The following is a 13,948-nucleotide window of genomic DNA, read 5'->3' on the forward strand; positions in this document are numbered from 1 at the left end:
GGATGGCTCGGCGGGAGACCGCGCTACAGGCGGCGCACGGCCGGCTACGGCAGCTGATCGGCAGCGAGTTCCGGTCGGGGGAGAAGCTGCCCAACGAGCGGGACCTGGCCGAGCGTCTGGAGGTCAGTCGCGCGACCGTGCGCGAGGTGCTGGGGCAGCTCGTCGCCGAGGGGGTGGTCACCCGGACCTGGGGGATCGGCACCTTCGTGCACGACGACGCCGAACGGGTGCCGGTGTCCATCGGGGACGTCACCGCGCTGCGGGACCGGATCACCGCCTCGGGCCACCGTCCGACGCTTCAGGACGCGGCGGTCAGCCGGGCGAAGTGCCCGGCCGACTGCGCCCGCGTCCTCGGCCTGGAGCCGGACTCGCCGGTGTGGCGGGTCGACCGGCTCTTCGCCGTGGACGGGGTACCGGCGGCCTGGATCCGTGATCACCTGCCGCTGCGCTTCGACGGCCGTGACCTCGACCCGTCCGGGTTGCTCAGCATCGACCTGGACATGTTCGAGTTCCTGGCCAGCGCGACCGGCATGCCGGTGCGGCGGGCGGAGATCGAACTCTCCGCGGTGCTCGCCGACGAGGAGGCCACCGAGCGGCTCGGCGTGGCGATCGGACACCCGCTGGTCACCGCGACCCAGGTCGGTTACGGGACGGGCGGCGCGCCGCTGTTCCACGGCCACATCACGGTTCGCACCGACGTGTTGACCCTGCGGATCAGTCGCGGCGGGGAGCCGGAACCGGCCTCGCCGGCCGAGTAGACGGCGGCCCCGCGACCTCTCGGGTCGCGGGGCCGCCCCCGGCGCCGTGGGAAGGAACGTCGGAGTGTGGAGTGCCGGTCAGGCGAGCGTGCAGGGTGAGCCGTTGAGGCTGAACGAGCCGGGCCGGGCGGTGTTACCGGTGTGCGTGGCCTGGAAGCCGATGGTGGTCGAGCCGCGAGCCGGGATGACCGCGTTGTACGCGAGGTTGCGCGCGGTCACCTGACCCGAGGCGGGGGAGTAGGAGGCGTTCCAGCCCGAGGTGATGGTCTGGCCGCTGGGCAGCGTGAACGTCAGCGACCAGCCGTTCACCGCGGTCGAGCCGGTGTTGCTGATGGTGATGTTCTCGGTCAGCCCGTTGTTCCAGGCGTTCAGCTCGATGCTCACCGAGCAGGCGCCCGTACCGGGCGGGGGCGTGGTCGGGCCCGGCGGAGGTGTGGTCGGGCCGGGCGGCGGCGTGGTCGGGCCCGGCGGGGGCGTGGTCGGGCCCGGCGGGGGCGTGGTCGGGCCGGGCGGCGGCGTGGTCGGGCCCGGCGTGGTGGTCAGGCCGAAGAACGCCACCGCGGCCGCGGCCATGCCGGCCGACGGCAGGCTGTGCCCGGCGCCCTGGATGCTGTACGCCTCGACCTGCACGGTGCCGGTGCCGTCGGCGTAGCGCCGCCGGTTCCAGCCGGACTGCGGGGTGTCGGTGGACGTGGGCGTCTGGCTGAGGCCGAACACGTTCGTCCACTGCTCGATCGTCTCCTGGAGCAGCGAGTACGGCACCAGCGTGTCGTTGGTGCCGTGCCACAACTGCACCCGGGGGCGGGGCCCGGTGTAGCCGGGGTACGCCTGGCGGACCGCGTCACCCCACTGCTGCGGGGTGCGGTTCATGTTCCCGCCGGTGCACTGGCTGGAGCCGGGGGGATAGTCGGCGGCGCCGGCGAAGCAGTTGAACGGCACGCCCATGAACGCCGCGCCGGCCTTGAAGACGTCCGGGTAGAGCGCCAGCATGTGGTTGGTCATCATGCCGCCGGACGAACTGCCGGTGGCGTACACCCGGTCCGGGTCGGCGCCGTACTGCTGCTGGACGTAGCGGACCATCGAGATGAGCGACACCGGGTCGCTGCCGCCGCCGCGCCGCTTGGCCGCGTCGGACCAGGTGTCGAAGCAGTTGCCGAAGCCGGCCTGCTGGGTCGCGCTGGGGTAGATGACGATGAAGCCGTACCGGTCGGCCAGCCCGGCGAACTCGCTGCCGGAGTAGAAGCCGGGGCCGGAGCCGCCGCAGCCGTGCATGGCCACCACGGTGGCCGGCCGGGCCGGGCGGGTGTCCGGGACGTAGACGTGCATGCGCATCCGGCCGGGGTTGTCGCCGAAGCTGGTCACCTCGGTCAGCGACGCCGCGTACGCGGGTTGGACGGCGGGGATCACCAGGCCGGCCGCCACCAGCGACGCGGCCAGGGCCACCACCATCTTGGCTCTGATTCTCACGGAATCTCCTTCGATCGCCCTGTGCGGGCGGTGACGGGCGGGCGCGCGCCGCGCCGGCGGCCCGGACCGCCGCGGTGTCGCGTCTCGCCCATTGACGTGTCTCGCCCGGCCCGGCTCCGTCGTGTGGCACATAGTGTTCCCGCCGGACGCTGAAGTGTCAATCGATGCGCTCCGATGAGCTGCGGCGGCGTTCGTCTACAGTCGGTGCACCGTCCCTGAGCCGAGCCCGGAGCGCGCGTGGCAAACCCGTTCGACATCGAGGAGATCTACCCGGACGAGGGGCCCGCCGCGCGGCTGCCCCGGCGGCAGGCCGGCACCTCGCCGCAGAGCGTCGCGGTGACCCTGCTCGCCGACTACACGCTGCGCACCCGCGCCGACCTGCCGTCCGCGGCGATCGTCGCCCTGCTCGGCGAGGCTGGGGTGACGAGCGCCGGGGCGCGTACCGCGATCAGCCGGCTGGCCCGCCGGGGGGTGCTGGAGGGCAGCCGGCAGGGCCGCAACAGCTTCTACCGGCTCAGCCGCTCCGCCGCCGAGTACCTGTCCGCCGGCGGGAACTGGATCATCGCCTCCACGACCGACGTCCAGACGTGGGACGGATGCTGGACCGTCGTCGCCTTCTCGCTGCCGCAGGACCACGGGGCGCAACGCCGGGCGCTGCGCGGCCAGTTGCGCTGGCTCGGCTTCGCGCCGCTCTACGACGGGCTGTGGATCTCGCCGTACGAGCTGACCGCGCCCGCGCGGGCCCGGCTCGCCCCGCTCGCCCTCGGCGCGGTCACGGTGTTCCGGGGCCGGCAGGACGCGCTGGACGCGATCGGTCAGCGCGCCCCCGTGGACGCCTGGGACGTCGACGCGATCAGCGGACAGTACGAGGCGTTCCTGCGCCGGTGGACCCCGATGGTGTCGCGGCTCGGCACCGTCGACGGCGCCGCGGCCGTGCGGGCCCGGACCGAGGTGATGGACACGTACCGGCGGTTCCCCACGCTCGACCCGCGACTGCCGCTGGAACTGCTCCCCGCCGGATGGCCGCGCCGGGCCGCCCGGGACCTGTTCGCGGCCGTCTACGACGGCCTGGCCGACGCCGCCGAGACCCACGTCCGGGCGGTCGTCGCGCGGTTCGCCGAGCCGGTGCCGCCGGGCATCCGGGCGCACACCACCGCCGACATGCTCGCCGGCATTCGCGAGGAGCGGCCATGCGCGTGACCATCTCCCTCGACGAGCTGCTCGGTGACGAGGTACGGCGTGACCCGTACCCGTTCTACGCCCGGCTGCACGAGGCGGGGGAGGCGGTCGCGCTGCGGCCCGCCGACCCGCACGCGCTCGTCGTGCACGGGTACGACGCGGTCAACCGGGTGCTGCGCGACCCGGTCTTCCGGGTGCTCGGCGCCGAGTACCTGGACCGGGCCGGCGTGCGCTGGCGCGAGCACCAGGTGATCCGGATCCTCCAGTCGTCGATGCTCAACGCCGCCGAGGGCGACCATCTCCGGGTCCGGCACCTGTTCTCCCAGGCGCTCACCCCGCGCCGGGTCGCCGCGCTGGAACCGGCCATCGGGCGCATCGCCGACGACCTGTTCGACGGGCTCGCCGCCGAGGGCGCGGACGGCCGGCCGGTCGACTTCATGGCGCGCTTCGCGCTGCGGCTGCCCAGTGACGTCATCGGTGAGCTGCTGGGCGTGCCGCAGGCGGACCGGGAGTGGTTCCCGTCCCGGGTCCGCGCGTTCGACGCGGTGCTGGAGATCGGCCGCCGGTCCATGCGCGAGGTCCGGGCCGCCAACGTGGCCGCGGCGGAGCTGACCGCGTACTTCACCGGCCTGGTCGCCGCGCGCCGGGCGGCGCCGCGCGACGACTTCGTCTCGGCGCTGCTGCGCGGCCTGGACGACGAACCCGGCCGGCTGACCTCCGACGAGCTGCTGGCCAACCTCATCATCATGTACAACGCCGGGTTCCGGACCACCGCGAACCTGCTCGGCAACGGGCTGGTGCTGCTCACCGAGCGGCCGGACGCCCGGGACGCGCTGCGCGCCGATCCGTCGCTGGCCGCGTCGTACGTCGAGGAGATCCTGCGGTACGAGCCGCCTGTGCACTTCGCGGTCCGCTACGCCGCCGAGGACGCCGAGGTCGCCGGTCTCCCGGTGGCGGCCGGCCGGACCGTGGTGGTGCTGACCGGCGCCGCGAACCGGGACCCGCGCCGCTTCCCCGACCCGGACCGGTTCGATCCGTCCCGCCCCGACAACCGGCACCTGGCGTTCAGCGCCGGGCCGCACTACTGCTTCGGGGCGACGCTGGCCCGCGCCGAGGGGCGGCTGGTGCTGCCCCGGCTGCTGGACCGCTTCCCGGCGCTGGCCGCCGAGCCCGGCCCGCGCCGCGCACTGATGCTGCGCGGGTACGACCGGCTACCGGTACGGCTGACCGGTCGGGCACCTTGCCAAACCAACCCGATCGAGTAAGGTCGATGCTACGCGGAGTGTCCGCTCCGCGCCTCACACGTTCCGTCGAGCAGGTCGAGCGCGCCGCCAGGACACCGTGGAAGGGAAACACCGGACATGACCGACGAGATCCGCGCGTTCCTCCTCGCCGCACTCACCGAGATGAAGTACGACGTCTCCGACGTCGACGACGACACCGTCTTCGGGCCCGCCGGGCTCGACGTGGACTCCCTCGGCCTGGCCGAGCTGGCCGTACGCGTGGAGGACCGGTTCGGGGTCGCCTTCGACGACGACGAGGCGGAGGACCTCGCCATGATGACCGTCGGCGAGTTCAGCCGGACGGTGGCGGCGCGCATCGCACCGGCCTCGGCGCACTGACCGATGTCGGGGCACGGCACCCGGCCGCGCGGCGTCCCGGCGCCCACGCCGGCGCGGCGGGTCCGGTGAGCGTGCGCGAACCGGTCACCGTCACCGGGATCGGACTGGTCAGCCCGGTCGGCGCGACCGCCGCCGAGGTGTTCGACGCGGTCTGCGACGGCCGGTCCGGGCTCACCCGGCCGCCGGTCGGCCATCCGCTGCACGGCGTCGTCGACGTCGCCGCGTTCGCCCCGGCGATCGACCCGGCGAGCGTGCTGCCCGGCCCGGAGTCCCGCGTCGTGGACCGGTCGATCGTGATGGTGCTGCGCGCCGCCGAGGACGCGCTCGCCGGCGCCGGGCTGCGGATCGGCCAGGACGTCGATCCGTACCGGGTGGCGGTCGTCGTCTCCGGCGTCGGCGGCCTGTCCACGCTGGAGGAGCAGGTGCTCGCCCGCGCCGGGCGGGGCCGGTTCGGGGTCAGCCCGTACATGCTGCCCGGCACGCTGCCGAACATGGGCGCGGCCCGCATCGCGATCAAGTTCGGCATCCACGGCTACACGTCGTCGATCGGCACGGCGTGCGCGGCCGGGGCGCAGTCGATCGGGGAGGCGCTGCGCATCCTGCGCGCCGGCGAGGCGGACGTGGTGCTCGCCGGGTGCGCCGAGGCGCCGCTGTTCCCGACGTTCGCCGACGCGTTCGGCAACGCCCGCGCGCTCGCCCGCGGCTGGGCCGACCCGGCCGCCGCGAGCCGCCCCTTCGACCGCCGCCGCAACGGGCTCGTCCTCGGCGAGGGCGCCGGGGTGTTCGTCCTGGAACGCGCCGCGCACGCCGCCGCGCGCGGTGCCCACCGCCACGCCGACGTGCTCGGCTGGGGCGCCACGAACGACGCCCACCACCCGACCACGCCGCGCCCCGACGGCGCCGGCGCGGCCCGCTGCATGCGCATGGCCGTCCGCGACGCCGGGCTGCTGCCCGGCGACATCGGGTACGTCAACGCGCACGGCACCAGCACCCGGGCCGGGGACGCCGCCGAGCTGGCCGCGCTCGCCGAGGTCTACGGCGCCGCCCCGCCACCGCTGAGTTCGACGAAGGGCGTGACCGGGCACATGCTCGGGGTCTCCGGCGTGATCGAGGCGGCGATCGCGGTCGAGGCGCTGCGCCGCGGCCTGCTGCCGCCGACCCACAACCTGGACGACCCGGAGCGCGACGGCGAGGTCGACCACATCCGCGAGAAGGCGCGGGCGGTGGCGGTGGACGCGGTGCTGTCCAACTCGTTCGGCTTCGGCGGCCACAACGTGAGCCTCGTCCTGGCCCGGCCCGCCTGAGCGGCGGCGTGCCTCAGCGGAGCGTGATCACGGTCGCGGCGTCGTACGCGGCGACGGCGACGGTGAAGTGCGGGCGCAGCATCTCGGCCACGTAGTCGAGGTCGGCGACCAGCGGCACCGGCAGCAGGGCGCGCTGGTCCGGGCCGGTCCGGGTGGCGACCAGCTCGATCCGGTCGGCCTTGAGCAGCCCCCGGGTGAGGAACGCGGGCAGGTCCTCGGGGAGCAGGCACCGCCACATGTCGACGTTGACGATCAGGTCCAGCGCACCTGCCTTGAACTGCTGGAGCACGGTGCCGAGCAGGTGGGAGTTCGTCTCGCCGACCGGCGCGTCGTGGTCGTACGTGTGCGACCCGGCACCCAGGTCCAGTGCGGACACGCCGTTGCCGACGACCAGCGCCGCGCTCGCCGCCAGCTCCTCGCGCAACGACGCGGGCAGCACGTCCGGCCGGCCCAGCCCACCGGCCCGGTACGCCTCGATGGCCTGGCCGTAGAGCCGGATCCGGCCCAGGTGCCGGCCGAACGTGTTGAGCCCGTACAGCACCTCGACGTCGTAGCGCAGGTGCTTGCGCAGCAGGTACTTCATGTTGTCCATCGAGGCGAGCCCGTTCGACGTCTTGCGGAAGTGCGGCAGGTGGTACGAGAGCGCGTCGACGTCCAGCCGGAACAGCTCCGCCGGGGCGCCGTGCAGGTGGAACACCCGGTAGAAGAAGTCGAGGTCCTCGAAGCCCCACTTGACCATCGCCTCGTCGAAGCCGCCGACCCGCCGGAACGACTCGTGGTCCACCGACGCGTTGTGGGTCAGGCCCAGCACCCAGGGCGCGCTCGGGAAGTCGTCCGTCCGCTGCGGGAGGGCGATGTCCTCCAACCGCGGGTCGCCGCGTTCGGCGTCGAGCATCGCCGGGGCGACCGGGTCGCCCCGGCGCAGCGCGTCCGCGCCGGCCCAGTCCAGGTCGTACCGCTGCCCGAGCAGCACCCCGGGCCGCCCGGCTCGCCCGGCGTGGAAGTCGCGGTGCCGCTTCAGCAGCCCGGGATGGGCCACCGTGTCGGCGTCCAGGAACATCAGCGTGTCCGCGCGGGCCCGGGCCGCCGCCGCGTTGCGGTTGGCGCTGCGGCCCCGGTTCCGCTCGCTGCGGACGTAGTCGATCCGCAGGCGGTCCCGGTAGGCGTCCACCACCGGGCCCAGTGCCACGGCCGAGCCGTCGTCGCCGACGATCACCTCGAAGTCGCCGGTCGGCAGCGTCTGCCGGGTCAGCGACCGCAGCGTCGCGTCGAGCGCGGAGCCGTTCTCGTGCGCGGGCACCACCACGCTCAGGCCGGGCCGGTCCACGTCTCGGCCTGCTCAGCGCGGGGTGGAGTTGGCGGTGATGTAGTCGGCCAGGTCGCCGAGCGTGGCCATCCGATCCTCGTCGAGTTCCTCGACGTCGATCTGGATCTCCAGCTCGTCCTCCAGCGACAGCAGCAGTTCCAGGCCGAGCGAGGAGCTGAGGCCGAGGTCGTCCATCAGCTGGGTCTGCTCGGTGACCGGCGCGTCCGGCCGGAGCATGCGGGTCAGCAGGACGGTCAGGCGGTCGACGACCTGGTCACGGGGCGGCGCGTCGGCCGGCGCGTCGTGTTCTAGCACCGGGCGTCCCACGAGTCGATCATGCGCGTCGGCATGGAGTCATCAGAGCAGGGGACATCGGCAGGTGTCAACGGGTGCGGCGAGCGTCACCGATCGTGACCGAGGCCGACGCGGCACTCGACGGCGTACGGCCGGTCGCCGGCGAGCGCCACCGCCACCGCGTACCCGGCGGGTGTGGGCAGGTCGGCGAGCCGGTGCGCGCCGGCCGGCTCGACGCACTCGACCACGTCGACCCGGTGCACCGGCACGGCGAGGTTGGGCCACAGCCGGCCCCCGGCCGCCTTGACCGCCGCCTCCTTGCGCGCCCACAGCCGGGTGAACCGGAGTGCCCGGCCGGCCGGGTCCGGTCCGGCGGCGACGTGCCAGGCCTCCCGCGGGTCGAAGAAGCGCGCGGACGCCGACACCGGGTCACCACCCGGCGCGACGTGCTGGATGTCCACCCCGACCGGGCGGCCCTCGCTGAGCGCGACCGCCACCAGGTCGCCGGAGTACGACAGGCTCGTGTGCAGGCCGCTCCACCGGCCGGTCAGCGCCGGTTTGCCGTACCGGCCCCGGCGCCAGGCGAGCGCCGCCGGTGGCGCACCGGTGGCCCGCCCGGCCAGGACGCGCAGCGCGCCGTGCGCCACCGTGAACCGGTCCCGCAGCGCCCCGGCGCCGAGCCGCGCGGCCCGGTCCCGCTCGTCCGCGTCGAGCACCGCCCGGTACCGGGCCAGCTCGTCCGCCGGCACCGCCACCGCGACGATCCAGACCCGGACGGCGTCCCGCATGGACGGCAGCGTAACCGTGCGCCGTCACGTTGACACACACCGATGCGCGTTGCTCTGATGAGCGGGTGTTCGCGCAGACGGTCCAGGCCCAGGTTCCCGTGGCGTTCGCCGGGCCGGGCGCCGGCACCGCGCCCCTGACCTGGGGGCAGAAGGCCATCATGCAGGACATGCGGGAGACCGGCTGGACGCACAACGTCAGCGGCGCCCACCCGATGCCCGCGGGTGTCACGATCGAGCAGGTGGTGGCCGAGTTCGCCGCGTTGATGGCCCGGCACCCGGCGTTGCGGATGCGGCTCGGCGCGGGCGACGGCGGCGGCCCGTGCCAGGTCGTGTCGGCGAGCGGCGAGACGGTCCTGGACGTGGTGGACGTGCCCGACGACGCGGACCCGGCCGACGTGGCCGCGTTCGCCTACGACCTGGGCCACGCCCGCCTGCTCAGCCACTACGACCTCTACCGGGACTGGTCGGTGAGGATGGCGGTGATCCGGCACCGCGGCGCGCTGGTGCACCGGGTGCTGACTATCGACCACCTCGTGGTGGACGGCACCGCCACGTCCCTCATCCTGGCCGACCTCGGCCTGGCCGGCCGGCCGGTCCGCCGGGTAGCCGACCCGCGTACCGTGCAGATCCTCGAACTGGGCCGGCGGGAGGAGACGCCGCCGCTGCGCCGGCTCAGCGACCGGGCCGTGCGCCACTGGGCCGAACACCTGCGGGACGTCCCGCCGCTGACGTTCGGCGAGCCGGCGGCCGGTGGGCGCCGGGGCCACCGGTACTGGCACGGCCGGTTCAGCTCGCCCGCGGCGTACCTGGCGGTGCGGGCCATCGCGGCGCGGACCCGCACGGACACCTCGCGCGTGCTGCTCGCGGTCATCGCGATCGCGATCGGCCGGGCCACCGGCGTCAGCCCGCTCACCGCCAAGCTCATCGTCGGCAACCGGTTCCGGCCGGGCTTCGCCGAGGCCATCGCCCCGCTCAGCCAGAACGGCGTGCTGCGCGTCGACACCGCGGACTCCACTGTGGACGAGGTGGTGGCGCGCGCCCGCCGAGCCGCCGTCTCCGCCGGGAAGTACGCCTACTACGACCCGGCGCAGCTCGCCGAGGTCTCGGACCGGCTGGACGCCGAACGCGGGTACCCGGCCCGGATCAGCTGCCGGATCAACGACCGGCGGGTGACCACCCGGCAGGCGGCCGACGACGGGCTGCACGACGACCCGGTGACCGCCGAGCGGATCCGCCGCCGGGCCGACGAGACGTTCCTGGTCTGGGACGGCCCGCTGGACCACCTGCCCGAGCAGGTCTTCATCACCGTCGAGGACCAGCCGGAGACGGTCCACCTCCAGGTCATCTTCGACTTCGGCTGCTTCACCGAGGAGCAGGCGGAACGGCTGCTGCGCGGCGTGGAGGAGGTTGCGGTGGAGGCGGCGCTCGACCCCGCCGCGCCGACCCGGGTCGTCCCCGGGTCGGCGGGCGGCTGACCGGTCACCGGTCCCAGGTCACCGGCAGCGACTCCAGGCTGCGCACCACCAGCCCCGGCCGGAACCGCAGCTCCGCCTCGTCGACGGCGAGCCGCAGCCCCGGCAGTCGCCGCAGCAGCGCACCCAGCGCCTCCTGCAACTCCATCCGGGCCAGCGCCGCGCCCAGGCAGTGGTGCGGGCCGGCGCCGAACGCCAGGTGCGGGTTGTGCACGCGGCCCAGGTCGAGCGTGTCCGCGCCGGGGAACACCGTGGCGTCCCGGTTGGCCGACGCGATCGCCGGCAGCACGGCGGCGCCGGCCGGCAGGCGTACGCCGCCCAGCTCCACCTCCTCGGTCGTGACCCGGGGCAGCAGCACCCCGTTGTCGCCGAGCTGGATGAAGCGGGACAGCTCCTCGACCGCCCGGGCCACCGCCACCGGATCGTCGCCGCGCAGCCCGGCGAGCTGCTCGGGATGGCGGGCCAGCACCAGCAGGAACAGGTTGAGCTGGTTGGTGGTGGTCTCGTGCCCGCCCACGAAGATGCCGGCGGTGACCGACACCAGCTCCCGTTCGGTCAGGTCGTCGTGGTCGTCCCAGACCTTGATGAGCGCGCTCATCAGGTCGTCGCCGGGCTCGCGGCGCCGCTGGTCGATCAGCTCGCGGAACGCCTCCAGCGCCGCCCGCGGCGCGTCCGGGTCGGCGTCCCAGTCGCCGACGAGCGCGTCCGACCACCGGCGTACCCGCTCCCGGTCCCGCTCCGGGATGCCGACCAGCGTGCTGATCACGGAGATCGGCAGGGGACCGGAGACGTGCGTGATCAGGTCGGCGGGCGGGCCGGCCGCCTCCAGGTCGTCGATCATCCGGTCGACCAGCGCCGCGACCGTCGGGCGCAGCTCCTCCACCCGGCGGACGGTGAACGCGTGCGAGACGGCCCGGCGCATCGTGGTGTGCCGCGGCGGGTCCATCCCGATCAGCGAGTCCTCGGCGAGCGAGCCGAGTTCCCGGGTCGGGCGGTTCGGGCCGGCCGCGGCGGCCCGGCTGAACCGCTGGTCGGTGAAGACCCGGCGCACGTCGGCGTGCCGGGTGGCCAGGTACGCGCACGCCCCGTCGGGCAGCTCGACCCGGGCCACCGGGCACGACTCGCGCATCCGGGTGTAGTCCGGCGACGGGTGGTAGATCGTCGGAGCCGGCGCGAGCGGGTACGGGATGGCGGGTGGGTCCTGCGTCATCTGCGACTCCTCAGATCGGGCCGCCCCGGGCCAGGGCGGCGAGCGTCGGCACCAGGTCGGCGGGGGCGGGCATGGCGCGGACCCGGTCACGCATCAGCGCCGCCGCCCGCCGCCGGGGCCCGTCGCCGACCAGCTCGGCGACGTGGTCCCGGACCGCGTCGGCGGTGGCCCGCTCGCCCGCCAGCCACGTGCCCGCGCCGGCGACCGCCAGCCTCCCGGCGTTGAAGTGCTGGTCGCTGACCTGGGGCAGGACGAGCTGCGGCACGCCGTACGCGAGCGCGGTCATGGTGGTGCCGGCCCCGCCCTGCTGCACGAGCGCGGCGCAGGTGGGCAGCACCAGGCGTACCGCCAGCGGCCCGTCGACCAGGCGGACCCGGGCCGGCAGCGGACCCAGCCCCTCGTGCTGGCGCGGTTCGACCACCACGACGACCTCCACGTCGAGCCCGGCCACCGCGCGGATCACCCCGCCCAGGTCGAGCCGGTCGTGCAGCCCGGCACCGGCCATCATGGTGCCCGCCGTGACGCACACGCGGGGCCGGTCCGCCGGGCGGCGCAGCCAGTCCGGCACCACTGCCGGACCGTTGTACGGCACGAACCGAACCGGGCGGCCGGGGCGCCGCATCGGCACCTGCATCGGCGGCGGCACCGGGTCGAGCGTCAGGACGCCGTCCAGCGGCACGTCGGCGGCGCGCAACCCGAACCGGGCGGCCAGCGGCCGGACCACCTCGTCCGGGTCCAGGCGCAGCGTGGTCGAGGAGTCCGGCCCCCACAGGTTCAGCACACCCGGCACGCCCAGCGCGGCGGCGGCCACCGGCGCGGCCAGGTTGAACGGCTCCCAGAGGACCAGGTCCGGCCGCCAGGACCGGCCGTACGAGACCATGTCGTCGAGGACGGCGTCGGCGAACCGGACCACCCCGCCGTCGGCGGTGATCGCCGGCTCGACGGCGCCGGACGGCGCGGAACCGGCGAGCGGGGCCACCGCGTCGATCCGGCCGGCGAACGCCTCGGCGAAGTCGACGTCCGCGCCCAGCGGTACGGCGGCGAGCCCGGCCGCGCTGATCGTGGCGGCCATCGACGGGTGACTCGCCACCCGTACCTCGTGACCGGCGGCCTGCAACGCCCAGCCGAGCGGGACCAGGCTGTAGAAATGCGACCGCCAGCCCCACGTCGACATCAGAATTCGCAGCGGCGCAGTCAAATCCCACCAATCCGCGCGGCGAAACGGCAGCCCTGGAGAACCGATGCTAGGGGATCGACACCGGTACGTGGAAGGCCGCGAACGCACGCGGCGGATATTGACGCCGGACTAACCGATGCTGGACTCTTAGCCGATGTCCGAGGTGGACCGCGATCAGCCGCCCGGCGGCCCGGTGACAGTCAATTCCGGGCTGCGTTCCTATCCGTTCGAACCGTTCACCGGTGACCTTCCCGCCGAGCTGCTGGAGATGGTCGTCGCCGAGCCGGTCAGCCGGGTTCGGCTGCCCGACGGGCGGGCGGCCTGGCTCGTGCTCGGCTACGAGCACTGCTGCACCGTCCTGGCCGACCCCCGCTTCTCCCGGCTGCCGCTGGGCGCGACGGCGACACCGGACGGCGGCGGTCACCGGGAGCTGAACATGGACGGCCCGGCGCACGCCGTGGTGCGGCGGGTGGCCGGCCGCGCGTTCACCGCCCGGCGCACGGGGACGTTCCGGCCCCGGGTGCAGCGGCTGGTGGACGAGCTGGTCGACGCCATGCTCGCCGGTCCGCGTCCGGCCGACGTGGTGGCCGGACTGGTGGCGCCGCTGCCGGTGCTCGTGGTGTGCGACGTACTCGGCGTCCCGGCCGCCGACCGGCCCCGGTTCTACGCCTGGATCGAGGGGCTCAACTCGGTCACCGCGTACGGCTCGGCCGCCGCCGCGACCGCGCAGGCCGAGCTGCGGGACTACCTGGCCGGGCAGCTGGCGCGCAAGCGGGCCGAGCCCGGCGACGACCTGCTCTCGGCCTGGGTCCGCGGCGGCGGCGCGCACGAGCTGGTCGACGCCGAACTGGTCGAGCTGGCCATGGGCGTGCTGCTGGGCGGGCTGGAGATCAATTCGACGAGCGCGGGCCTGCGCGCGTTGTTCCAGCACCCGGAGCAGCTGGCGAAGCTGCGCGCCGCGCCGGGCAAGCTCGCCGCGGCCACCGACGAGATCCTGCGCTACACGTCGGTGAGCGCCATGTTCCGGGTGCAGGTGGTTCGCGAGGACCTGGTCCTCGGCGGGGTCGCGATGCGGGCCGGCGACTGCGTGATGGCGATCCCGTGGGCCGGCAACCGCGACCCCCGGTTCTTCCCCGAGCCGAACGTCTTCGACATCGACCGCCGGCCCGGCGTACCGCACCTGACCTTCGGCTTCGGGCCGCACTTCTGCCTCGGCACGGCGCTGGGCCGGATGCAGGTGGAGCTGTCGCTCGGGGCGCTGCTGACCCGGATGCCGGCGCTGTCGCCGGCCGTGCCGCTGGCGGAGATCCCGTGGCGGCACGACCGGATGAACGGCGGCATCGCCTCCTTCCCGGTCGCCTGGTGACCGGC

The 13,948-nt window shown here is 74.7% G+C and carries 13 protein-coding genes; 7 read left to right on the forward strand and 6 right to left on the reverse strand.

The genetic code is table 11. From position 1 onward, the window contains the following. The first annotated feature begins 2 nt into the window (after nt 1–2). Nucleotides 3–758: a GntR family transcriptional regulator gene (locus SM452_RS05530; protein WP_194799048.1), complete on the forward strand. Its 756-nt coding sequence runs from the start codon at nt 3–5 to the stop codon at nt 756–758. Nucleotides 759–836: 78 nt separating this feature from the next. Here the strand turns inward: SM452_RS05530 and SM452_RS05535 are convergent, their stop codons facing one another. Further along, on the reverse strand, nt 837–2,207 hold the full coding sequence (locus SM452_RS05535) for an extracellular catalytic domain type 1 short-chain-length polyhydroxyalkanoate depolymerase (protein ID WP_463839718.1): 1,371 nt from the start codon (nt 2,205–2,207) through the stop codon (nt 837–839). Between the two features lie 255 nt (nt 2,208–2,462). Here SM452_RS05535 and SM452_RS05540 point away from each other — a divergent pair, with 255 nt between their 5' ends. The 4 genes from SM452_RS05540 to SM452_RS05555 all read left to right on the forward strand — a co-directional run bounded on the left by SM452_RS05540 (nt 2,463) and on the right by SM452_RS05555 (nt 6,330). Then, complete coding sequence (locus SM452_RS05540; protein WP_262011944.1) at nt 2,463–3,425, forward strand: PaaX family transcriptional regulator; 963 nt, start codon at nt 2,463–2,465, stop codon at nt 3,423–3,425. Continuing rightward, on the forward strand, nt 3,416–4,669 hold the full coding sequence (locus SM452_RS05545) for a cytochrome P450 (RefSeq protein ID WP_262011943.1): 1,254 nt from the start codon (nt 3,416–3,418) through the stop codon (nt 4,667–4,669). Before SM452_RS05540 ends, SM452_RS05545 begins: the two co-directional genes overlap by 10 nt. Nucleotides 4,670–4,765: 96 nt before the next feature. Continuing rightward, on the forward strand, nt 4,766–5,026 hold the full coding sequence (locus SM452_RS05550) for an acyl carrier protein (RefSeq protein WP_013286876.1): 261 nt from the start codon (nt 4,766–4,768) through the stop codon (nt 5,024–5,026). 65 nt (nt 5,027–5,091) lie between these two features. Beyond that, nucleotides 5,092–6,330, forward strand: coding sequence for a beta-ketoacyl-[acyl-carrier-protein] synthase family protein (locus SM452_RS05555; RefSeq protein WP_355509847.1), 1,239 nt, complete (start codon nt 5,092–5,094; stop codon nt 6,328–6,330). Nucleotides 6,331–6,343: 13 nt separating this feature from the next. Here SM452_RS05555 and SM452_RS05560 read toward each other — a convergent pair whose 3' ends face one another. The 3 genes from SM452_RS05560 to SM452_RS05570 all read right to left on the reverse strand — a co-directional run bounded on the left by SM452_RS05560 (nt 6,344) and on the right by SM452_RS05570 (nt 8,718). Further along, the gene (locus SM452_RS05560; protein WP_262011941.1) at nt 6,344–7,657 is read right to left on the reverse strand and encodes a glycosyltransferase family 2 protein; all 1,314 of its coding nucleotides are present in this window, start codon (nt 7,655–7,657) and stop codon (nt 6,344–6,346) included. A 12-nt stretch (nt 7,658–7,669) separates the two neighbouring features. After that, nucleotides 7,670–7,963: a phosphopantetheine-binding protein gene (locus SM452_RS05565; RefSeq protein ID WP_232236583.1), complete on the reverse strand. Its 294-nt coding sequence runs from the start codon at nt 7,961–7,963 to the stop codon at nt 7,670–7,672. A gap of 74 nt (nt 7,964–8,037) precedes the next feature. After that, nucleotides 8,038–8,718: a 4'-phosphopantetheinyl transferase family protein gene (locus SM452_RS05570; protein WP_463839409.1), complete on the reverse strand. Its 681-nt coding sequence runs from the start codon at nt 8,716–8,718 to the stop codon at nt 8,038–8,040. A 65-nt stretch (nt 8,719–8,783) separates the two neighbouring features. Between SM452_RS05570 and SM452_RS05575 the strand changes: the two genes are divergently transcribed. Then, nucleotides 8,784–10,193 (forward strand): condensation domain-containing protein, encoded by a 1,410-nt coding sequence (locus tag SM452_RS05575; protein WP_463839410.1) that lies wholly within the window; start codon nt 8,784–8,786, stop codon nt 10,191–10,193. A gap of 4 nt (nt 10,194–10,197) precedes the next feature. Here the strand turns inward: SM452_RS05575 and SM452_RS05580 are convergent, their stop codons facing one another. Further along, nucleotides 10,198–11,400, reverse strand: coding sequence for a cytochrome P450 (locus SM452_RS05580; protein ID WP_463839411.1), 1,203 nt, complete (start codon nt 11,398–11,400; stop codon nt 10,198–10,200). 10 nt (nt 11,401–11,410) lie between these two features. Then, the gene (locus SM452_RS05585; RefSeq protein ID WP_463839412.1) at nt 11,411–12,574 is read right to left on the reverse strand and encodes a nucleotide disphospho-sugar-binding domain-containing protein; all 1,164 of its coding nucleotides are present in this window, start codon (nt 12,572–12,574) and stop codon (nt 11,411–11,413) included. Nucleotides 12,575–12,731: 157 nt separating this feature from the next. Between SM452_RS05585 and SM452_RS05590 the strand changes: the two genes are divergently transcribed. Further along, nucleotides 12,732–13,943, forward strand: coding sequence for a cytochrome P450 (locus SM452_RS05590; protein WP_463839413.1), 1,212 nt, complete (start codon nt 12,732–12,734; stop codon nt 13,941–13,943). Nucleotides 13,944–13,948: the final 5 nt, after the last annotated feature.

The sequence above is a fragment of the Micromonospora sp. SYSU B005 genome, assembly GCF_055362685.1.

Excerpts from the sequence above, each read along its gene's own strand:
- SM452_RS05570 (WP_463839409.1), bottom strand. The coding sequence starts at position 8,718 with ATGCGGGACGCCGTCCGGGTCTGGATCGTCGCGGTGGCGGTGCCGGCG.
- SM452_RS05590 (WP_463839413.1), top strand. The coding sequence starts at position 12,732 with ATGTCCGAGGTGGACCGCGATCAGCCGCCCGGCGGCCCGGTGACAGTC.
- SM452_RS05530 (WP_194799048.1), top strand. The coding sequence starts at position 3 with ATGGCTCGGCGGGAGACCGCGCTACAGGCGGCGCACGGCCGGCTACGG.
- SM452_RS05545 (WP_262011943.1), top strand. The coding sequence starts at position 3,416 with ATGCGCGTGACCATCTCCCTCGACGAGCTGCTCGGTGACGAGGTACGG.
- SM452_RS05535 (WP_463839718.1), bottom strand. The coding sequence starts at position 2,207 with ATGGTGGTGGCCCTGGCCGCGTCGCTGGTGGCGGCCGGCCTGGTGATC.
- SM452_RS05550 (WP_013286876.1), top strand. The coding sequence starts at position 4,766 with ATGACCGACGAGATCCGCGCGTTCCTCCTCGCCGCACTCACCGAGATG.
- SM452_RS05585 (WP_463839412.1), bottom strand. The coding sequence starts at position 12,574 with ATGTCGACGTGGGGCTGGCGGTCGCATTTCTACAGCCTGGTCCCGCTC.
- SM452_RS05580 (WP_463839411.1), bottom strand. The coding sequence starts at position 11,400 with ATGACGCAGGACCCACCCGCCATCCCGTACCCGCTCGCGCCGGCTCCG.